This window comes from Ralstonia mojiangensis (assembly GCF_023955645.1).
In the GTDB taxonomy this organism is placed as follows: Bacteria; Pseudomonadota; Gammaproteobacteria; order Burkholderiales; family Burkholderiaceae; genus Ralstonia; species Ralstonia mojiangensis.
Map to the genome: position 1 here is coordinate 115,860 of NZ_JAMXHU010000001.1, position 19,432 is coordinate 135,291.

At 65.2% G+C, this 19,432-nt stretch carries 19 protein-coding genes; 10 read left to right on the forward strand and 9 right to left on the reverse strand.

Annotation, left to right across the window (positions count from 1 at the left end):
* Positions 1-11 precede the first annotated feature (11 nt).
* The 5 genes from NG898_RS00525 to NG898_RS00545 are packed head-to-tail and all read right to left on the reverse strand — an operon-like array spanning position 12 to position 6,042.
* Positions 12-1,016, reverse strand: a complete 1,005-nt coding sequence (locus NG898_RS00525) for an arabinose ABC transporter substrate-binding protein (protein WP_252690642.1) — start codon at positions 1,014-1,016, stop codon at positions 12-14.
* A 53-nt stretch (positions 1,017-1,069) separates the two neighbouring features.
* Positions 1,070-2,008 carry a Gfo/Idh/MocA family protein gene (locus tag NG898_RS00530; RefSeq protein WP_252690644.1) on the reverse strand — a complete coding sequence of 313 codons (939 nt, stop codon included), beginning with the start codon at positions 2,006-2,008 and terminating at the stop codon, positions 1,070-1,072.
* Entirely contained in the window at positions 1,998-2,939 is a 942-nt protein-coding gene (locus NG898_RS00535; protein WP_252690646.1) for a dihydrodipicolinate synthase family protein, read from the reverse strand. Before NG898_RS00535 ends, NG898_RS00530 begins: the two co-directional genes overlap by 11 nt.
* Positions 2,940-2,964: 25 nt before the next feature.
* Positions 2,965-4,290 (reverse strand): MFS transporter, encoded by a 1,326-nt coding sequence (locus tag NG898_RS00540; RefSeq protein ID WP_252690647.1) that lies wholly within the window; start codon positions 4,288-4,290, stop codon positions 2,965-2,967.
* A gap of 15 nt (positions 4,291-4,305) precedes the next feature.
* Positions 4,306-6,042 carry an IlvD/Edd family dehydratase gene (locus tag NG898_RS00545; protein ID WP_252690649.1) on the reverse strand — a complete coding sequence of 579 codons (1,737 nt, stop codon included), beginning with the start codon at positions 6,040-6,042 and terminating at the stop codon, positions 4,306-4,308.
* A 202-nt stretch (positions 6,043-6,244) separates the two neighbouring features.
* Between NG898_RS00545 and NG898_RS00550 the strand changes: the two genes are divergently transcribed.
* A complete protein-coding gene (locus tag NG898_RS00550; RefSeq protein ID WP_252690651.1) occupies positions 6,245-7,189 on the forward strand; it encodes a LysR family transcriptional regulator in 945 nt (314 codons plus the stop codon).
* A gap of 56 nt (positions 7,190-7,245) precedes the next feature.
* On the opposite strand, the gene NG898_RS00555 is transcribed toward NG898_RS00550, so the two are convergent.
* The 4 genes from NG898_RS00555 to gcvA form a co-directional block, all read right to left on the reverse strand.
* A complete protein-coding gene (locus NG898_RS00555; RefSeq protein WP_252690653.1) occupies positions 7,246-7,845 on the reverse strand; it encodes a YidB family protein in 600 nt (199 codons plus the stop codon).
* An 81-nt stretch (positions 7,846-7,926) separates the two neighbouring features.
* The gene (locus NG898_RS00560; protein WP_252690654.1) at positions 7,927-8,676 is read right to left on the reverse strand and encodes a 16S rRNA (uracil(1498)-N(3))-methyltransferase; all 750 of its coding nucleotides are present in this window, start codon (positions 8,674-8,676) and stop codon (positions 7,927-7,929) included.
* A 50-nt stretch (positions 8,677-8,726) separates the two neighbouring features.
* Positions 8,727-9,146, reverse strand: coding sequence for a VOC family protein (locus NG898_RS00565; protein ID WP_004632896.1), 420 nt, complete (start codon positions 9,144-9,146; stop codon positions 8,727-8,729).
* A 77-nt stretch (positions 9,147-9,223) separates the two neighbouring features.
* Positions 9,224-10,150, reverse strand: coding sequence for a transcriptional regulator GcvA (gcvA, locus tag NG898_RS00570; protein WP_252690655.1), 927 nt, complete (start codon positions 10,148-10,150; stop codon positions 9,224-9,226).
* Positions 10,151-10,325: 175 nt separating this feature from the next.
* Here gcvA and NG898_RS00575 point away from each other — a divergent pair, with 175 nt between their 5' ends.
* From NG898_RS00575 to NG898_RS00615, 9 genes are all read left to right on the forward strand, one after another.
* Positions 10,326-11,390 (forward strand): porin, encoded by a 1,065-nt coding sequence (locus NG898_RS00575; protein ID WP_252690656.1) that lies wholly within the window; start codon positions 10,326-10,328, stop codon positions 11,388-11,390.
* A 117-nt stretch (positions 11,391-11,507) separates the two neighbouring features.
* Positions 11,508-12,521, forward strand: coding sequence for a 2-dehydro-3-deoxygalactonokinase (locus NG898_RS00580; protein WP_252690657.1), 1,014 nt, complete (start codon positions 11,508-11,510; stop codon positions 12,519-12,521).
* A 75-nt stretch (positions 12,522-12,596) separates the two neighbouring features.
* Positions 12,597-13,601, forward strand: a complete 1,005-nt coding sequence (locus NG898_RS00585; protein WP_392398006.1) for an arabinose ABC transporter substrate-binding protein — start codon at positions 12,597-12,599, stop codon at positions 13,599-13,601.
* Positions 13,602-13,634: 33 nt separating this feature from the next.
* The gene (araG, locus tag NG898_RS00590) at positions 13,635-15,170 is read left to right on the forward strand and encodes an L-arabinose ABC transporter ATP-binding protein AraG (protein WP_252690658.1); all 1,536 of its coding nucleotides are present in this window, start codon (positions 13,635-13,637) and stop codon (positions 15,168-15,170) included.
* Positions 15,171-15,187: 17 nt separating this feature from the next.
* The gene (gene araH, locus NG898_RS00595; protein ID WP_024979095.1) at positions 15,188-16,195 is read left to right on the forward strand and encodes an L-arabinose ABC transporter permease AraH; all 1,008 of its coding nucleotides are present in this window, start codon (positions 15,188-15,190) and stop codon (positions 16,193-16,195) included.
* A 10-nt stretch (positions 16,196-16,205) separates the two neighbouring features.
* A complete protein-coding gene (locus NG898_RS00600) occupies positions 16,206-17,120 on the forward strand; it encodes an SMP-30/gluconolactonase/LRE family protein (RefSeq protein WP_252690659.1) in 915 nt (304 codons plus the stop codon).
* Positions 17,101-17,985: an aldose 1-epimerase gene (locus NG898_RS00605; protein ID WP_252690660.1), complete on the forward strand. Its 885-nt coding sequence runs from the start codon at positions 17,101-17,103 to the stop codon at positions 17,983-17,985. The genes NG898_RS00600 and NG898_RS00605 overlap by 20 nt, the downstream gene beginning before the upstream one ends.
* Positions 17,982-18,791, forward strand: a complete 810-nt coding sequence (locus NG898_RS00610; protein WP_252690661.1) for an SDR family oxidoreductase — start codon at positions 17,982-17,984, stop codon at positions 18,789-18,791. The genes NG898_RS00605 and NG898_RS00610 overlap by 4 nt, the downstream gene beginning before the upstream one ends.
* Complete coding sequence (locus NG898_RS00615) at positions 18,788-19,414, forward strand: 2-dehydro-3-deoxy-6-phosphogalactonate aldolase (protein ID WP_252690662.1); 627 nt, start codon at positions 18,788-18,790, stop codon at positions 19,412-19,414. The genes NG898_RS00610 and NG898_RS00615 overlap by 4 nt, the downstream gene beginning before the upstream one ends.
* Positions 19,415-19,432 lie beyond the last annotated feature (18 nt).

A 19,432-nucleotide genomic window follows, 5' to 3' on the forward strand; every position in this document is an offset into this window, starting at 1 on the left:
CGCGTGTTGCATCAAATGCCCAGTTCCTTGCGGACGTCTTGCCAATTGCCGCGCACCATCAGCTTGCCGGTGGTTTGCGTATCGGCCGGCGGCTGCTTGCCGGTCTTGATCCAATCGACGAGGTTTGCAGCGCTGTCCTTGCCATGGTTGGTCGAGCTGACCGCAATCGTGCCGAAGAAGCCCGTCGGCTCCTTCTTCTGGAACTCGGCAAACGCCTCGCCGGCGCCGTTGATGCCGACGCCGATCACATCGGCTGCCGGAATGTGCAACTGCTCGGTTGCGCGCACGCCGCCCAGCACGCTCTCTTCATTGAGCGCGAAGATGACCCACTTCTTGATGCCTGCATGCTGTGCCAGCACCGGCGACGCGGCATTGAAGCCACCTGCGTCGTCGGTGGTCTTTTGCGGCGCGTCGAAGATGTTTTCCTTCTTGAAGCCGCCGGCCAGCAGCGTCTGCGTGGCGCCGTCGGTGCGCAGCTTGGCGGTCGGCAACTCGTAGTTGGTGATGCGCAGCGCGCCCACTTCCTCGGGCTTCCAGCCACGGCGCTTCATCTCGTCGGAGATGGCCTGTCCGACCTGGTTGCCGATCTTGAATGCCGACATGCCCAAGTGCGGCACGTTGGCCAGCGGCTTGCCGGACGAGTCAACGAGTTGATCGTCAACCGTGACGAACTTCATGTTGTAGTGCTTGGCGCGTGCCGAGATAGCCGGCCCCAGGCGCACGTCCGGCGCGCAGATGACGAAGCCCTTGGCACCTTGTGCGCCCAGGTTGTCGATGGCGGACAGCACCTTCTCGCCATCGGGCGTGCCAATGTTCACCACCGAAAAGCCGTCTTTCTGGCCAAGCGCGGTGGCAGCTTTTTGTTCGTTGATGAACCACGCCTGCTCGGGCATCTTGACCAGGAAGCCGATCTTGAGCGGCTCATCGGCGTGGGCGGGCAGGGCGGCGGCCAGCGGCCCCAGGCACAGGGTGGCTGCCAGGGCGGATAGGGTCAGGCGGCGAAGTTTGCGTTGCATGGTTGTCTCCTCGTTGGAATGGCTCTTATGGCACTACGTGAGTCGGGCGTGCTTCACGGCACGAACGGATCAATCAGATGGCGCTGACCGAGCAGCATGGCGTCGGCCACGTGCTGAAGCGGGCGGACATCGACATCGCTTTCGCCGCTGGCGATCAGTTCGAGAAAGCGTGTGTACAGGCTTGGGTATTCGCGTTCGGGGCCGACGTCGATCTCAACGCCGTCGATGGTCAATTGCTTGCCGCCTTGTGCCAGCCGCAAGGTGCCGTCGCGCGTGGCCACGTCGATCTGCCATAGCTCACCTGCGTCATGGCGCCAGTCGAATTCCGCCTGGATCGGCGTGCCGCACGCATCGGTGAATGCCAGGTGGGCGGCAATCGGCGTCTGCTGATTGGCAGGCACCCACAGGTCGGCCGCCGTGAGAAAGAACGCATGCGGCAGCACGCGGGTCAGGATCGAAAGCGCGTTGATACCCGGGTCAAACACGCCCAGGCCGCCGGGTTCCCAGATCCATGCCTGGTTCGGGTGCCAGCGGCGCACATCTTCTTTCCACTGCACGTCGACCGAGACGATGGCGCGGCTTGCAAGCCAGTCGCGGGCCGCCTCGACACCAGGCGCATGGCGCGAGTGCCACGAGGCAAACAACGTGCTGCGATGTTCCCGCGCCAGTTCAGCCAGGATCGCAACTTCCGACACGCTGGCGCCCGGGGGCTTCTCCAGCATCACGTGCTTGCCGGCGGCGAGCGCCGCGCGGGCCTGCGCAAATCGCACCTGCGGCGGTGTGCACAACGACACGGCCTGCAGCGCGGGTTCGTCTGCCAGCATGGCGTCGAGCGTCGTGTAGTGCGGCAGGCCGTCAATGCGTGAATGCGGGCTCGCGCAGGCCGCGAGCTCGAATCCGGGCTCTGCGGCAAGCGCCGGCAGGTGCTGATCGCGCGCGATCTTGCCGACGCCGACAATACCGATCGAAACGGGGGTGCGTTCACCGTGCATGGCTATCGCCCCAGCGCAAGACCAGCGGATCGAGCCGCCGGGCAATGTCGATCAGGCCCCGGCGCGTGTCCGGATGCATCGGCGGCAACGGATGGCGCGACGCCTCGCAGGCAATCACACCGCCTTCCTTCATGAGCGCTTTGGCGGCAAGGATGCCGGCCTGCCGGTTCTCGTGATTGATGAGCGGCAACCAGCGTTGATACAGATCGAAGGCGAGATCGTGCTGCCCCTTCGCGTGCGCCTCAATGATTGGCCGGATGCCGTCGGGATACGCGCCGCCGGTCATGCTGCCCGTGGCGCCGGCATCCAGATCAGCCAGCAGCGTGATGGCTTCTTCACCGTCCCACGGGCCTTCGATGGCGTCGCCGCCGAGGCGGATCAGCTCGCGCAGCTTGGCCGCCGCACCGGGCGTTTCAATCTTGAAGTAGGCCACGTGCTCGATCTCGCGCGCCACGCGTGCGAGGAACGCCGCAGACAGCACCGTGCCGCTGGCCGGCGCATCCTGAATCATGATCGGAATGCCCACGGCGTCCGACACGCGCGCAAAGAATTCGTAGATCTGCGCTTCCGGCACGCGGAAGGTGGCGCCGTGGTAGGGCGGCATCACCATCAGCATGGCGGCGCCCATGTCCTGCGCGCGGCGGCTGCGTTGCGCGCAGACCTGGGTGCTGTAGTGCGACGTGGTGACGATCACCGGCACGCGCCCAGCCACATGTTCCAGCGCGGTGCGCGTGAGCACTTCGCGTTCGTCGTCGGACAGCGAGAACTGCTCGGAAAAATTCGCGAGGATGCACAGACCATCCGAGCCGGCATCGATCATGAAATCGATCGCGCGCTTCTGGCTGGCGAGGTCAAGCTCGCCGGTTTCATTGAACGTGGTGGGCACCACCGGAAAGATGCCTTGGTAGCGCGGCTTGCTGTTGCGGGTCATGAAATCGTGAAGTCGGGAGCGGGTGTCAGGAAAGATGCTGGCGTGCGCCCAGCACGGCGCGGACGATGAACGTCATCACCACGGCAAATGCCAGCGCGGCGGCAAGGAAGTACAGACCGGCAGACAGGCTGCCTGTGGCGTTCTTGAGGATGCCCATGCCATAGGGGCCGAGGTAACCGCCCAGGTTGGACAGCGAGTTGATGGTTGCTATGCCCACGGCGGCGCTCGTGCCGGTCAGGAACTGTCCCGGCAGCGTCCACAGCACGGCCTGGATTGCATAGGCCGAAAACGCGAACAGGCAGAGGCAGCCCAATTGCAGCGCGGGCGTTTGAACCCACGCGCTACCCGCCATGCCGAGCGCGGCCAGCGCCGAGAGAATGGCGATGTGCCAGTAACGCTCGCCCGTGCGGTCCGAATGGCGCGGCACCAGGTACAAGCCCACCACGGCAAACAGATAGGGCACGGCGGACAGCAGACCGGTGGCGACATCGCTCACGCCAAACTGCTTGATGATCGTCGGCAGCCACAGCGACAGGCCGTAGATGCTCAGCGGAAACGGCAGAAACAGCAGCGCCAGCAACAGCACCCGCACATCCTTGAGTGCCTTGAGCGGACTGCCGTGCGATTTCAGCGCATAAGCGGCCTGGTCTGCGGCCAGCTCGCGCTCGATCCACGCGCGGTCTGCGGCGGGCAGCCAGCGTGCGTGCGCCGGGGATTCCGGCAGGATACGCAGCGTCGGCACGCACAGCAGCGTGGCCGGCAGGCCGCTGACCACAAACAGCGTTTGCCAGCTCGACATGCCAAAGAGCCCTGGCACCGACAGCAACCACCCCGCCATCGGCCCCGTGATGATGAGCGCGACGGGCTGTGCCAGCACCAGCAAGCCGACGATGCGTGCACGATGGCGCATCGGAAACCACTTGGTCAGGAAATACAGAATGCCGGGGTACAGGCCGGCCTCGGCCGCACCGAGCAGGAAGCGCAGCACATAGAAGCTGACCGGGCCGCTGACCAGCGCCATGGCCATGGTGATGACGCCCCACGTGAACAGAATGCGCGCGAACCAGCGGCGTGCGCCAAAGCGTTCGAGTGCCAGGTTGCTCGGCACCTCGCATAGGAAATAGCCAATGAAGAACAGGCCCGCTCCCAACCCGTAGGCAGCATCACCGATGCCTACTGCCGCGTTCATGTGCAGTTTGGCGAAGCCGACTACGGAGCGATCGATATACGCCACCACGTAGATCAGCGCCAGAAACGGCATCAGCTTGCGCGTGAGCAGGCGGATGATGCGCTGCTCTTCCGATGCATCGGCCGAAGCCGGAACGGCGCCTGCGGTTTGAGAGATTTCCATCGGTCTTTCCTCGGCTCAGTGCGAGTGGCGCGGCACGGCGGCGCCACGGCAGCCGACCAGGAAATCGAGGTCGCAGCCTTCGTCAGCCTGCAGCACGTGGTTGACGTACAGGCGCTGGTAACCGCCGGCCTCGCCATGCGAACGCTGGGGCTGGTAGGCCGCGAGCCTGCGCGCGAGTTCTTCGGGGGAGATGTCCAGGTGGAGCGTGCCGGCCTCGCAGTCGAGTTCGATCCAGTCGCCGTCCTGCACCGCGGCCAGCGGGCCGCCAGCCGCGGCTTCGGGGGCCACGTGCAGCACCACCGTCCCGTAGGCGGTGCCGCTCATGCGTGCGTCGGAAATGCGCACCATATCCTTCACGCCCTGGCGCAGCAGCTTGGGCGGCAGGCCCATGTTGCCGACCTCGGCCATGCCCGGATATCCCTTCGGCCCGCAGTTTTTCATCACCAGCACGGAGCTGGCATCGACCTCCAGGGACTCGTCGACGATGCGTTCCTTGTAGTGCTCCAGGTTTTCGAAGACGACGGCGCGGCCGCGATGCTTGAGCAGTTCCGGGCTCGCCGCAGACGGCTTGAGCACCGCGCCACGCGGCGCCAGATTGCCGCGCAACACCCGAATCCCACCATCGTCGATCAGCGGGTTGGTGAGTGGGCGGATGACTTCGTCGTCGGTGATGGGCGCGTCCTTGACGTTGTCCCACAGCGTCCTGCCGTTGACGGTCAGCGCATCGGGATGCGGCAGCAAGTTCGCCTCGCCGAGTCGGCGCAGCACCGCCGGCAGGCCGCCCGCGTAATAGAACTCCTCCATCAGGAAGCGGCCCGAGGGCATCAGGTCAACGATGGTCGGCGTGTCCCGGCCGATGCGCGACCAGTCTTCCAGCTCAAGCGGCACGCCAATGCGCCCGGCAATCGCCTTCAGGTGGATCACGGCGTTGGTCGAACCACCAATGGCTGCGTTGGCGCGGATGGCGTTTTCGAACGCGGCGCGCGTGAGGATCTTGGACAGCGTCAGCCCTTGCAGCGCCATCTCGACGATGCGGATGCCGGACATATGCGCGAGCACGTAGCGCCGCGAGTCCACCGCCGGAATGGCCGCGTTGTGCGGCAGCGATGTGCCGAGCGCTTCGGCCATGCATGCCATGGTGGACGCTGTGCCCATCGTGTTGCACGTGCCTGCCGAGCGTGACATCCCCGCTTCCGCCGACAGGAAATGATGCAGGTCGATCTCGCCCGCCTTGAGCGATTCGTGCAGTTGCCACACCGCCGTGCCGGAGCCGATGTTCTTGCCGTCGAGCTTGCCGTTGAGCATCGGCCCGCCCGTCACGACGATGGCCGGCACGTCGCAGCTTGCCGCGCCCATCAGCAGGGCCGGCGTGGTCTTGTCGCAGCCGGTGAGCAGCACCACGGCATCGATCGGGTTGCCGCGAATCGCCTCTTCAACATCCATGGCCGCGAGGTTGCGCGTGAGCATGGCGGTCGGGCGCAGGTTCGATTCGCCGTTGGAGAACACCGGAAACTCCACCGGAAACCCGCCCGCCTCGTAAATGCCGCGCTTGACGTGTTCGGCAAGCTTGCGGAAATGCGCGTTGCACGGCGTCAGTTCCGACCAGGTATTGCAGATGCCGATGATCGGGCGGCCGTCGAATTCGTGATCGGGGATGCCCTGGTTCTTCATCCAGCTTCGGTACATGAAGCCGTTCTTATCGGCGGTGCCGAACCATTGGGCCGAGCGCAGCTTGGGTTTCGATTCCGACATGGGTGCGTGTGTCACGGACGTGGTTGTCGAGGCGCGCGCGCATCGATCGGCTGCGTGGCACTTGCGGGCCGCGCGGCACGTCCGTTGTCTCCGGTGTGGTTGTGGTTTTTTGATCGGACCGAGTGTACGGAGCGCCCTGATATCCTTCCAATGAAATATTGGCCGTGACCGATATCCGATTTGATATTTCGAGGAAGACCCGATGTCGAACAGCCCCTGGTACGTCCGCGCGCGCCTGAAGACGCGACAACTGCTGCTGCTGATTGCGCTGGCCGAGGAGGGCAACATCCACCGGGCCGCCGCCGCGCTCAACATGACGCAGCCCGCCGCCTCCAAGCTGCTGCGCGAGCTGGAAGCCATGCTGGATGTGCAATTGTTCGAGCGCATGCCGCGCGGCATGCGGCCCACGCGGTACGGTGATGCGCTGATCCGGCACGCGCGGGCCGTGGTCGGCAGCCTGGACCAGGCCCAGGAGGAAGTGCTCGGGCTTAAGGCCGGACACCTCGGACACGTGGCGGTGGGCACCATCACGTCGCCGGGCGTGCGGCTGTTGCCGCCGGTGGTAGCGCAGATCACACGCGAGCATCCGGGGCTGCGGGTGTCGCTGGAAATCGAAAGCAGCAACGTGCTGCTGGAACGCCTGGCGCAAGACAAGCTCGACCTGGTGGTCGGCCGCCTGTTTGCCGAGCACGACAAGCTGCACCTGCGCTACGAGCCTCTGGCCGACGAGCCGGTGGTTGCGGTGGCGCGGCCGGGACATCCGCTGCTGGCGGAACCGTCGCTGACGCTGGCGGACGTGCAGCCGGCCACCTGGGTGGTGCCGCCCATCGGCAGTGTGCTGCGTCACCGGTTCGACCTGATGTTCCAGCGGGAGAGCCTGACAGCGCCTTCCAGCGTGGTGGAAACCTCCGCGCTGCTGTTCCTGACGCGGATCCTTGAGCAGAGCGACATGCTGGCCGTGATCGGCGCCGACGTCGCGCAGTACTACGCGTCGTATCAGATGCTGGCGATTCTTCCGTTGCCGATGCCGTGCCAGATGGATGACTTCGGCATCATCACGCGCACGGACCGGTTGTTGTCTCCCGCGGCGTTGCATGTGGTGCAGGCGCTGCGCGACGCGGGCCGAACAGCTTACGGCGCGGGTTGATCGCCCTCGTTAAAAAAGCCCGCAATTGCGGGCTTTTCTCTGTGCTTCGATGACGTTCAGGCAGCGGGCACTGCGCCCTGCGGCGTGAGGTGATTGACGGCTTCGGGCAGGCCTTCGGCCAGCTGGTTGGCGAGATCGCCCTCGTTGATGCCGAAGTTGGCGGCGAGTTTCGACACCTCCTCCAGCGCACCCGTGTCGCTCAGTGCTTGGGTAATCTGCTCGCCGGACACCGGCAGGTTCTGGCCGTTGCCGATCCACGATTTGACCTGTTCGCCCAGGCCGGCTTGCTCCAGGATCTGCTGCAGCGGCCCGAGGCCTCCGACGGCCGCCTGGTCCGCATTGCCGCTGCCGCCGCCGAGCAAACCGCCGAGCAGACCGCCAAGGCCACCCGCTCCGCCAGCGCCGCCGAGCAGGCTGCCCAGCGCGCCGGCGCCGCCTGCTGCACCTAGCAAGCCACCCAGCGAACCGAACAGGCCGCCGCCCTGATCTTCCTGCCCTTGCGGCGCGGCCGCATCGCCCGCGCCTTGCGACTTGTGCTTCATCGCCAGGTAGGCCAGCACGCCCACAGCAAGCAGCACCTTCTTGTTGCCCAGCAAGGACGATTGCGCACCGCTGGCGTCATTGCCGCCGCCGAGAATCGAATCGAGTAGACCCATGATGAAGCTCCTTTGGTCAGTGGCGGGCACGGGGGAAAGGCCCGCCGGGGGATCAAACGGTCAGTGTTTCGTCGTCAGAAGTTAGAACTCGCCGAGCACGGCGTGCAGCGCGGACACGGCAACAAGCGCCGCCGATTCCGTTCTCAGAATACGTCGCCCGAGTGTCAGCGGTAAGAAACCGGCGGCCTCGGCCAGCGCTTCTTCGTCGGCCGAGAGACCGCCTTCGGGGCCGATCAGCAGGACGATGCCGCTGCCTTCGATGCGCGTGCGCGATTGCACAGCCCATTGGGTGAGCGATTGCGTGCCACGCGGCGACAGCAACACGCGCGGCGCGTCGGTCGACTTTGCGGCGGCAAGCCATTCACGCAGCGTGGCGACCGGTGCGACCACGGGCACGCGAGCTCGGCCGCATTGCTCGCACCCGGCCTGCACCAGTGCCTGCCAATGCTGCACGCGCTTGGCGGCACGCTCGCCGGAGAGGCGCACCACGCCGCGTTCGGTCTGCAGCGGCGTGACGGCATTGACGCCCAGTTCGATGGCCTTCTCGATCAGCCAATCCATCTTGTCGCCGCCGGCAATGCCTTGCGCGAGGGTGATGGCGTAGCGGGCCTCCGTGTCGGGCTGTGTGGCATCCGCAAGGCTGGCGGCGGCGTCGCGCTTGTTGATGGCGTCGAGCCGAGCACGAAATTCGTTGCCGGAGCCATCGAACAGGCAGACGTCATCGCCAATGGCCAGCCGCAGCACGTGGATGTGGCGCGTGACGGCCTCGGGCAGCGTGACGGTGGTGTTGGGGGCAAGCGGCGTATCGACGAAAAAACGGGGAAGCCCCATTACAGCAATCCTTGTGGTGAATCGGGTCAGGCGATCAGGCGATGGAGCGATCAGGCTGCCGCTGGGCGGCAGGCGAGGCCCCAGCGATAACCGTCGGGATCGCGCACGGCGGCGTAGCGCTCGCCCCAGAAGGCATCGTGCGGCGCCATGATGGACGCGGCGCCCTGGTCGAGCGCGTTCTGATACACGGTGTCGACATCGTCGCAATACAGGTGGAAGCTCTGCGGGCATTCAAAGCCCGCGCCGGCCGGGGCTTTCGCGGTGGAGCCAAAGACGCCTTCGGGCGCAAACATCAGCATGAGCTGGCCCTGGTAGGTCATCTCGACGTGGATCGGGCGGCCATGGTCGTGCATTTCATCCTGCACATCAAAACCGAACGCGTTGCGGTAGAAGGCGATGGCGGCCGATGCGTCGCGCACGGTCAGGTACGGGACAAGCCAGGGGGTGTTGGCGGGGCGGGGGAAGCTCATGACGGGCTCCTTCTTCGGCGCAATGCAGCCAGGGACGACTAGTGTAGAGCGCCCGCCACGCCACAATCAAAAAGAAATCAAAACACCTCGCTTGCCGGGGGCTGGTTGCGCGCCCGGCCGCCGCTGCGCGCAACTTCATCGACGAGCCACTGGCGGAACAATGCAAAGCCCGCGTGCTCCGCCGCCTGGTGTGGATGGATCAGGTAGTACGACAGGCGCAAAGAGGCTTCGGTCGCCAGCGGCCGCATGAGGCGTCCGGCGGCGATGTCGTATTCGACGAGGATGCCCTGGCCGAGCGCCACGCCTTGGCCGTCAATGGCCGCTTGCAGCGCCATCAGGGCTTCGGAAAACGCCGGCCCGCGCGTGGCATCGATGTGGGGCACACCGACCTCGTCGAGCCATTGCCGCCACGTTGGATGGTGCGCCAGATGGCGGCCGCCGCGCTCGTGCAGCAGCGTTTGCGTGGCGAGGTCCTGCGGCATGCGGATAGCCGCCTGCAGCGTGGCGTTGCACACGGGAAAGAAATCGGTGGAGGTGAACCACTCGACGCGCAGGTTGGGCGCGTTGACTTGCCGGTCGTCGATGCACAGATCGAACTGGCCGTGGTCTTGCACGTCGGCGGTCGAGACTTCGACACGCACGTGCGGATGCTGGTTGAAGAACCGGTACAGCCGCGGCACCAGCCATTTTGCGCCGAAGGTTGGCGGCACAGCCACGCGCAGCGGCGCATCGGCGGTGTCCATCAACAGGTCGGTGGCTTGTTCGAGCGCACGCAGCGCGTCGCGCACGCGAGGGAGGTAGTTGTCGCCCGCGTCTGTCAACGTGAGCTGGTTGTTGCGGCGCGCGAAGAGCTTTTTGCCCAGATGATCTTCGAGCTGCTTGATCTGGTGGCTGACAGCGGCGTTGGTCACGCAAAGCTCGTCCGCAGCCCGGCTGAAGCTCAAATGGCGGCCCGCAACTTCAAAGACGCGCAATGCATTGAGGGGAGGGAGGCGCCGTGGCATGCATTCTCGTTAAGAAAAATTTAACGTCCAACGAAGAATTTGTAGTTTGCCACGTTAAGGGCGGCCCGACTACAAATGCGCCTGGGGACGGTGACGATGCTTGGTGTGTGCCTCCAGCGATCTCAAACCACGCGACGCACCGGACCCCGCCTACAAAAACATTTCAGGAGACGTCATGAATCGAACCACCGCTGTTCGCGGGATGCTGGCGTGCGGCCTTGCGCTCGCTGGCTGGACCGCTCCCGCCCTCGCACAAACCAACGTCACGCTGTACGGCCGTGTTGCCAGCGGCATCGACTACCAGAACAACGTCGCCCCCACCGCGACCTCGCCGGGCGGCAGCCTCTGGCGCGCCGCCGACAACCAGTGGGGCACGAGCATGTTCGGCTTCATGGGCAAGGAGGATCTCGGCGGTGGCCTGCAGGCGCTCTTCCGGCTCGAGTCCGGCTTTGGCGCGGCCCAGGGCAAAACCAACGGCGACGCGCTCTTCAACCGCCGTTCGTACGTCGGCCTGTCCAGCCCGACCTGGGGCACGTTGACCGCCGGCAAGAACCTCTTCATCAGCAACGACGTCTGGTTCCTGGACCCGACCGGGCAGCAGTTCATCGGCTCGGCCACACTGGTGCGTGGACGTAACTGGCCGGGCGCCAACAACGTCGTCGAATACCAGAGCCCGACCTGGGGCGGCTTCCAGATCGGCCTGCAGACCGGCCTGGGCGAACAGCCCGGCTCGTTCACGAACAGCCGCCGCGATGGCGTGTCTGCCGTCTACACGGCCGGCCCGCTGGAAGTGCGCGCGATCTACGACGTGATCCGCGACGGCAATGGCAAGTTCAGCGACATCTTCAATTTCTCGAAGGAAGCGACGATCGGCGGTACGTACACCATCGGCAAGGCGAAGCTGTTTGCCGCGTATGAAAACCTGTCGGCGCCGGATGCGGCAGCGGGCGCCCCGACCAAGGCCAATCATTACTGGCTGGGCATCAACTACGAAGTGACGCCGGCGCTGACGCTGATCGGCGCGGCCTATCGCGTCAACGTGAACCACGGCGGCGGCAACGCCAATCTGTTCATGGCGGGCGCGAACTACAACCTGTCCAAGCGCACGATGCTGTACGCGAGCGTCGGCACGGTGCAGAACAGCGCTACCGCCAACTTCTCGGTGGAAGCAACCAACAACAACCCGGCGGTGGGTAAGAACCAACTGGGTGCGTACACCGGTATCGTTCACTCGTTCTAAAAAAGACCGCTCATGATCCTGCTGCGCTTTCCAAGTCAACCACGGGCCGCTCGTTGCGGATCATGAAACGGTTTTAACCCCGGGCCCCGTCCCACGTCACACCAAGCAATGCCACGCATGAACATCCTCACCATCGATACCGGTACCACCAACACACGCGTCACGGTCTGGCGCGATGACGTTGCGCTCTGCCAGGCTGCGCGCCAGGTTGGCGTGCGCGACACCGCCATCACCGGCAACCGGACGACGCTGCAGCGCGGCGTGCAGGACACCATTGAAGCTGCGCTGCAGAAGGCTGGTTTCGGTATGAGCCAGGTCGACTTGGTGCTGGCGTCCGGCATGATCACCTCCAACGTCGGCCTGCACGAAGTACCGCACCTGATGGCGCCGGCCGGCCTGCGCGACTTGGCGGCGGGGATGGTGCAGGCGACCATCCCCGAGGTTTGTCCCCAGCCGATCTGGTTTGTGCCGGGCGTGCGCAATCCGGTAGACAACCTTGGTCTGCACAACATCGAGTCGATGGACATGATGCGCGGCGAAGAGGTCGAGACCATGGGTTTGGTTTCGCGCCTCGGTATCACAGAGCCGGCGGTGATCGTGCTGCCGGGTTCGCACTCGAAGTTTGTGCATCTGGACGCGGATCAGCGCATCACCGGCTGTGTCACGACGCTGGCCGGCGAGCTGCTGCACGTGATCACGCACAACACCATCCTGGCTGACGCGCTCGACTCCGACTTTGCCACCGAGGTCGACTCGGAAATGCTGCTGTCCGGCGCGCGCAGCGCCAGCAGCATCGGACTGGGGCGCGCCTGTTTCATGGTGCGCACGCTGGGTCAGTTCACGATCTACGAGCGTAATGCGCGGGCCAACTTCCTGCTGGGCGCGGTGCTGGGCGCGGATCTGCTCACGCTCAAGAACAGCAGCGCGATTCGCATGAACCCGGGCACGCAGTTCGTCATCACGGGCAAGCCGCTGCTGCGCGAAGCGCTGGCTGTGCTGGTGTCGGACGACGATTTCTTCTCAGGCAAGGTCACCGTTACGAGCAGTGAACAGCAGGAACACCTGGCCGGCAGCGGCGCGATCGCCATCGCACGCGAGCGCGGTCTGGTCAAAACCTTGAAGGTGGCGTAAGCGGGCGCCCACGCCATCTCATCTTTCATCCAACGCAGAACAGATGCCGCAAAGACGGCATCGCAAGGAGACAACATGCAACAACAACGACGCGGGACATTCAAGGCCATTGCTGCCGCCACGCTGTTCGCCATGGCCGGCGGCCTTTCGGTGTTTGCCCATGCAGCCGATGACGTGAAGATCGGCTTCCTGGTCAAGCAACCCGAAGAGCCATGGTTCCAGGACGAATGGAAGTTCGCAGACCAGGCCGCCAAGGAAAAGGGCTTCAAGCTGGTGAAGATCGGCGTGCCCAGCGGCGGCGAAGTGCTGACCGCCATCGACAACCTGGGCGCGCAGCACGCGCAGGGTTTCGTGATCTGCGTGCCCGATGTGAAGCTCGGACCGGCGGTCGTGGCCAAGGCCAAGCAGAACAACCTCAAGCTGATGACGGTGGATGACCGCTTGGTCGACGGTGCCGGCAAGCCGATCGAGTCGGTGCCGCACATGGGCATCTCGGCCACGAAGATCGGCGAGCAGGTGGGCGATGCCATCGCGCAGGAGATGAAGAAGCGCGGCTGGAACCTGTCGGAAGTGGGCGCCATCCGCATCGCCTATGACCAGCTGCCGACTGCCAAGGAGCGCACCGACGGCGCCGTCGCCGCGCTCACCAAGGCAGGCTTCCCGGCCGCCAACGTGTTGACCAGCCCGCAGGCCAAGACCGATACCGAAGCCGCGTTCAACGCCGCCAACATCACCCTGACCAAGAACCCGAAGTTCAAGCACTGGATTGCCTTTGGCCTGAATGACGAAGCCGTGCTGGGCGCCGTGCGCGCAGCGGAAGGCCACGGCGTGAAGCCGGCAGACATCATCGGTGTGGGCATCGGCGGCAGCCAGTCGGCGCTCAACGAGTTCGCCAAGCCGGAGAAGACCGGATTCTTCGGCACCGTGCTGATCAGCCCGAAGCGTCATGGCTATGAAACCTCGCTCAACATGTACGAGTGGATCAAGAACAACAAGGCGCCGGACCCGCTCATCCTGACCAGCGGCCGCCTGATGACGCGCGACAACGAAAAGGCCGTCCGCCAAGAGATGGGTCTGTGATCTTGCGGATGACGTTGTTGAAGGAGACTTGCCATGTCGGCGTTTCTTGAGTTTCGTGGCATCAGCAAGGTGTTTCCGGGTGTGCGGGCGCTGTCCGATGTGTCGTTTGGCATCGAATGCGGCCGCGTGCACGGCTTGCTGGGCGAGAACGGCGCGGGCAAGTCGACGCTGTTGAAGATCCTGGGCGGCGATTACCAGCCCGATGGCGGGCAGATCGTCGTCGAGGGCCAGCCGACGTCGTTCCCGACCACGCGGGCGGCACTGGATGCCGGCATTGCCGTCATCCACCAGGAGCTGCAGACGGTGCCCGAACTGACGGTGATGGACAACCTGCTGCTCGGCCACCTGCCGGCCAGCGGCGGGTTTATCCGTCAGCGCGAGGCGATGGCCTGGACGCGCGAGCACCTCGGCCGCATCGGTGTCGATCTGGACCCGCGCGCCAAGCTGAAGCACCTGTCGATCGGCCAGCGCCAGATGGTCGAGATCTGCAAGGCGATCCTGCGCGATGCGCGTGTGATTGCGCTGGACGAGCCGACGAGTTCGCTGTCGATCCGCGAGACCGACATCCTGTTCCGCCTCGTGAAAGACCTGCGCGCGCAGGGCCGTGCGCTGATCTACATCTCGCACCGGCTGGATGAGATTTTCGAGTTGTGCGACGGCTGCACGATCTTCCGCGACGGCCGCAAGGTGGCGGATTTCCCATCGATGGCCAACGTTACGCGCGACGAGCTGGTCGCGCAGATGGTCGGCCGCCAGATCGACGACATCTTCGATTACCGCGCGCGGCCGCTGGGCGACGTGCGCTTGCAGGTGGATGGTCTGGTGGGCCCGAAGCTGGCCGAGCCGGCAAGCCTGTCCGTGCGCCGCGGCGAGATCGTCGGCCTGTTCGGGCTGGTGGGCGCGGGGCGGTCGGAACTGGCGCGGTTGATCTACGGAGCCGATCGCAAGATGGCCGGGAGCATTACGCTCGACGGCGCGCCGATCCGCATCCGCGATGTGGCCGATGCCATCCGCCAGGGCATCGTGCTGTGCCCGGAAGACCGCAAGGAAGAGGGCATCATCGGCTGCCGCTCGGTGTCGGAAAACATCAACATCAGCTGCCGGCGCAACCAGCGTCGCTTCGGCCTGTTCGTCAATGACAGGCAGGAAGCGAAGACGGCTGATCACTACATCACGCGCCTGCGCATCAAGACGCCCAACCGCGAGCAGCCGATCCGCCTGCTGTCGGGCGGCAACCAGCAGAAGGCCATCCTGGCGCGCTGGCTGGCGGAAGACGACATGCGCGTGCTGATCATCGACGAGCCCACGCGCGGCATCGACGTCGGTGCCAAGAACGAGATTTACCAGGTGCTGTACGAGCTGGCCGAACGCGGCGTGGCCGTGCTGATGATTTCCAGCGAACTGCCGGAAATCCTCGGCGTCGCCGATCGCGTGCTCGTGATGAGCGAAGGCCGCATCGCCGGCGAACTGCCGCGCGAGCAGGCCAATGAGCAGGCAGTGCTCAAGCTCGCGCTACGCCCTGAATCTGCGCCGCTGCCGTCTGCGCCCATGCCGCCGTTGGCCGCCTGAGAACCCCGGAGTCCAAGATGTCCCAGTCTCAACCCCTGCAACATTCCGATGCGCTCGCCGCATCGGCACGCTCTGCCATGAACAAGACGCGCCTACTTCGCCTGCTGGACGATTTCAGCCTGCCGCTGATCTTCGCCATTCTGTTTGCCGCGCTGTCGTTCTCAGTCGAGTATTTCTTCTCGTGGCAGAACATGGTGGGCCTTGCGCTCTCCGTCTCGCAGATCGGCATGGTCGCCTGCACGATGATGTTCTGTCTGGCGTCGCGTGATTTCGACCTGTCGATCGGCTCCACGGTGGCGTTTGCCGGCGTGCTGTGCGCGATGATCATCAACGCCACCGGCAGCATCGCACTTGGCATCGGCGGGAGCCTGGTGGCGGGCGCGATCATCGGTGGCGTCAACGGTTTCGTGATCGCCAAGCTGAAGATCAACGCGCTGATCACCACGCTGGCCACGATGGAAATCGTGCGCGGCCTCGCCTTCATTGCCTCGCACGGGCAGGCGGTGGGCGTGTCCGACATGGATTTCTTCGACCTGGGCAACACCATCGTCTTTGGCGTGCCGACGCCGGTGTGGGTGGCGGGGCTGTGCTTCGTGGTGTTTGGCGTGCTGCTCAACAAAACGATCTACGGCCGCAATACGCTGGCGATTGGCGGCAACCCGGAAGCGGCGCGGCTGGCGGGCGTGAACGTCAACATGACGCGCATCGTCATCTTCCTGATCCAGGGCGTGGTTGCTGCGCTGGCGGGCGTGATTCTGGCGGCGCGCATCACCAGCGGCCAGCCGAATGCGGCGCAAGGCTTTGAACTGAATGTGATCTCGGCCTGCGTGCTGGGCGGCGTGTCGCTGCTCGGCGGCCGCGCGACCATCAGCGGGGTGCTGGTCGGCGTGTTGATCATGGGCACCGTGCAGAACGCCATGAACCTGCTGAATATCGACGCGTTCTACCAGTACCTGGTGCGCGGTGCGATTCTGCTGGCGGCGGTGCTGGTCGATCAGTTGAAGAACCGCGGCGGCCGTGAGTGAGGCTACGCAGATGACAACCGCAACCACGCTGTCCGATCTGCGCTGCACGCTCGGCGAAGGCATCCTCTGGGACGACGCCCAGCGCCTGCTCTGGTGGACCGACATCCAGGAATCGCTGCTGTGGCAGCACGATCCGGCGACGGGACAGGAGCGCCAATGGCCGCTGCTGCAACGCGTGGGCTCTTTCGTGCTGACGGACGAACCTGGCGTGCTGATCCTGGGTCTTGCCAAGAACATCGCCCGCTTCGACACGCGCACCAGCGCGCTTACGCTGCTGGCCGAGGTTGAGCCCCACAACCCGACCACGCGCGTCAACGACGGCCGCGCCGATCGTTCCGGCAACTACGTCTTCGGCACCATGCACGAAGGTGGCCCCGAACCCACCGGCAGCTTCTATCGGTTCACGCCGATGGGCACGCTGCAACGTCTGGCGCTGCCGCACATCGCCATCGCCAACAGCATCGCCTTCAGCCCCGGCGGCGAGACCATGTATTGGTGCGATACGAACAGCCGTCGCATCCACGCGTGCGATTACGACGGGCAGACCGGCGCAGTCGCCAATATTCGCGTCTTCGCCGATCTGCGCGACCAGGATGCGGAGGGTGCGCACAAGGGTTCGCCCGATGGCTCCACCGTCGACGCAGACGGCTGCCTGTGGAATGCAGAGTGGGGCGGCAACCGGCTGACGCGGTACGCACCGGATGGGCGTGTGCTGGCGCGCTTGCCCGTGCCGGCATCGCAGCCCACGTGCCCGGCATTTGGCGGCGAGGCGCTCGACACGCTCTATCTGACGACGGCGCGCGACGGCTTGTCGGCGCGCCGCCTGGCAGAAGACGTAAACGCTGGCGCGACGCTGCAGCTTGCCGTACCCAACGTACGAGGATTGCCGGAGGGCCGGTTCGGCCATGCCTACGTTGCGGCTTGAAAACGGCGTGCTACGCGCCGAGGTGCTGCCCGAGGCGGGCGGCGGGTTGCTGCGTTTTGATCTGCTGCGCGATGGCGATGTTGTGCCCATCTTCCGGCCGGGCGAGGCAGACGCTGCCCTGCGCGATCCGAGAACGCTGGCTTGCTATTCGCTGGTGCCGTGGTCCAACCGCATCGGCGGCGGGCGCTTCCCGTTCCAGGGGCAGACCATCGAAGTGCCGCGCACGCGTGACGACGAACCGTATCCCCTACATGGTCACGGCTGGCTGATGCCGTGGCATGCCGTGTCGCAAACAGACACGTCCGTTGAACTCGCTGCGGTGGTCGAGCAGGGGCGCCCATTCCGCTATCAGGCGGTGCAGCGCTACACGCTGATGGGCAACACGCTGACCATCGCGCTGACAGTACGCAACGAAGGTGCGCCGCTGCCATTCGGGCTGGGCGTGCATCCGTTCTTTCCGCGCACGCCCGATGTTCGGTTGCGTGCTGGCGCAACGGCCATGTGGCAATCCGCGCCGGACTATCTGCCGACGGCCTTGCAGGCGCTCTCTTCGGAGGCAGACTTTCGCGAGCTTCGGATGCTGGAGACCAACGCCGCCATCAATCACAGCTTTGAAGGCTGGGACGGCCGTGCCGAGATCGTCTGGCCCGGCCGCCGCACGTCTGTGCAAATTGCCGCCGACACGTCGCGCTATGTGTTGTATACGCCGGTGTCGCATGACTTTTTCTGCTTCGAGCCGGTTGACCACGCGATCAATGCGCACAACCTGCCGGGCTTGCCGCAAGACCACGGCCTGACCATTCTCGGCGCCGGGCAGAGCTTGCAGCGCAGCTATCAATTCACCGTGAATCAACCCAACGCATGACCGCTTCTCCGACGTCTTTTCCGCCGCGTCTCGCAGGCAAAGTCGCCCTGGTGACGGGCGCCACGCAAGGCATTGGCGGGGCGATTGCCAAGCTGTTCGCGCAGCACGGCGCACGCGTGATCGTCAACGCGCTGGTGCGTGACGAGCGCGCCGAGGCGTTCGCCGCCGAAATTGGCAACAGCGTTGGCAACGACGACAACATCCTCCTCGTACAAGCCGACGTGCGCGACCGCGCGCAGATCGACGCGATGGTCGCCGCAGGTGTCGAGCGCTTTGGCGGGATTGACGTGCTGGTCAACAACGCCGGCATCAACGTGTTTGCCGATCCGCTCAAGTTGAGCGAGGACGATTGGGCGCGCTGCCTTTCCGTCGATCTGGAAGGCGCGTGGCACTGCGCGCGCGCCGTGCTGCCGCACATGCTGGCGCGCGGGGCGGGGAGCATCGTCAACATCGCCTCGGTGCATGGGCACAAGATCATTCCGGGCGCGTTTCCGTATCCGGTGGCCAAGCATGGGCTGATCGGGCTCACGCGGGCGCTGGGCATTGAATATGCGGCGCGTGGTATCCGCGTGAATTCGATTTCGCCAGGGCTGATCCTCACGCCAATTGCCGAAGCCGGCTTTGCCGCCGCACCTGACCCCGAAGCCGAACGCCGCCGCCAGGCCGAGCTGCTGCCGTGCAAGCGCATCGGCGAGCCCGAAGAGGTGGCCTACACCGCGCTGTTCCTCGCTTCCGACGAGGCGCGTTTCATCAACTCGACCGACATCCTGATCGATGGCGGGCGCTCGCAGCTCTATCACGAATGACCTGGACAACCCACCTTCCGCTGATCGCCATCTTGCGCGGCATCCGGCCTGACGAGGTGCTGGCGCACACGCAGGCGCTCGTCGATGCCGGTTTCGATGCCATCGAAATTCCGCTGAACTCGCCCGACTGGGCGCAGAGCGTGCAGCTTGCCGCACGTGCTTTTGGCGACCGCGCGCTGATTGGCGCGGGCACCGTGCTGCGCCCCGAAGACGTTGACTTGATGGTCGCGGCCGGCGGCAAGCTGGTCGTGACGCCCAATACGAATGCAGACGTGATCCGTGCCGCAGCCGCACGCAAGCTCGTTACCTGCATCGGCTGCATGACCGCCACCGAAGCTTTTGCCGCGCTCGACGCGGGCGCGCAGGCGCTGAAGATTTTTCCGGCCGGCGCGCTTGGCCCGGGCTACGTGCGTGCGCTCAAGGCCGTGCTGCCCGCCGAGGTGCCGGTGTTTGCCGTCGGCAGCATCACGCCGGAGAACCTCGCCGATTACCTTGCCGCCGGCTGCATCGGCGCAGGCCTCGGCAGCGACCTGTATCGCCCTGGCCAGCCCGTCGAGCGCACCGCCGAACGCGCACGCGCCTTCGTCACCGCTTACCGCACCGCCCGATCCGTCCGCACCTGAACGCACCATCGATTCGAT

What these genes read in the sequence shown, in the direction of transcription:
- NG898_RS00525 (WP_252690642.1), bottom strand. Translation starts at nt 1,016, where the DNA reads ATGCAACGCAAACTTCGCCGCCTGACCCTATCCGCCCTGGCAGCCACC.
- NG898_RS00530 (WP_252690644.1), bottom strand. Translation starts at nt 2,008, where the DNA reads ATGCACGGTGAACGCACCCCCGTTTCGATCGGTATTGTCGGCGTCGGC.
- NG898_RS00535 (WP_252690646.1), bottom strand. Translation starts at nt 2,939, where the DNA reads ATGACCCGCAACAGCAAGCCGCGCTACCAAGGCATCTTTCCGGTGGTG.
- NG898_RS00540 (WP_252690647.1), bottom strand. Translation starts at nt 4,290, where the DNA reads ATGGAAATCTCTCAAACCGCAGGCGCCGTTCCGGCTTCGGCCGATGCA.
- NG898_RS00545 (WP_252690649.1), bottom strand. Translation starts at nt 6,042, where the DNA reads ATGTCGGAATCGAAACCCAAGCTGCGCTCGGCCCAATGGTTCGGCACC.
- NG898_RS00550 (WP_252690651.1), top strand. Translation starts at nt 6,245, where the DNA reads ATGTCGAACAGCCCCTGGTACGTCCGCGCGCGCCTGAAGACGCGACAA.
- NG898_RS00555 (WP_252690653.1), bottom strand. Translation starts at nt 7,845, where the DNA reads ATGGGTCTACTCGATTCGATTCTCGGCGGCGGCAATGACGCCAGCGGT.
- NG898_RS00560 (WP_252690654.1), bottom strand. Translation starts at nt 8,676, where the DNA reads ATGGGGCTTCCCCGTTTTTTCGTCGATACGCCGCTTGCCCCCAACACC.
- NG898_RS00565 (WP_004632896.1), bottom strand. Translation starts at nt 9,146, where the DNA reads ATGAGCTTCCCCCGCCCCGCCAACACCCCCTGGCTTGTCCCGTACCTG.
- gcvA (WP_252690655.1), bottom strand. Translation starts at nt 10,150, where the DNA reads ATGCCACGGCGCCTCCCTCCCCTCAATGCATTGCGCGTCTTTGAAGTT.
- NG898_RS00575 (WP_252690656.1), top strand. Translation starts at nt 10,326, where the DNA reads ATGAATCGAACCACCGCTGTTCGCGGGATGCTGGCGTGCGGCCTTGCG.
- NG898_RS00580 (WP_252690657.1), top strand. Translation starts at nt 11,508, where the DNA reads ATGAACATCCTCACCATCGATACCGGTACCACCAACACACGCGTCACG.
- NG898_RS00585 (WP_392398006.1), top strand. Translation starts at nt 12,597, where the DNA reads ATGCAACAACAACGACGCGGGACATTCAAGGCCATTGCTGCCGCCACG.
- araG (WP_252690658.1), top strand. Translation starts at nt 13,635, where the DNA reads ATGTCGGCGTTTCTTGAGTTTCGTGGCATCAGCAAGGTGTTTCCGGGT.
- araH (WP_024979095.1), top strand. Translation starts at nt 15,188, where the DNA reads ATGTCCCAGTCTCAACCCCTGCAACATTCCGATGCGCTCGCCGCATCG.
- NG898_RS00600 (WP_252690659.1), top strand. Translation starts at nt 16,206, where the DNA reads ATGACAACCGCAACCACGCTGTCCGATCTGCGCTGCACGCTCGGCGAA.
- NG898_RS00605 (WP_252690660.1), top strand. Translation starts at nt 17,101, where the DNA reads ATGCCTACGTTGCGGCTTGAAAACGGCGTGCTACGCGCCGAGGTGCTG.
- NG898_RS00610 (WP_252690661.1), top strand. Translation starts at nt 17,982, where the DNA reads ATGACCGCTTCTCCGACGTCTTTTCCGCCGCGTCTCGCAGGCAAAGTC.
- NG898_RS00615 (WP_252690662.1), top strand. Translation starts at nt 18,788, where the DNA reads ATGACCTGGACAACCCACCTTCCGCTGATCGCCATCTTGCGCGGCATC.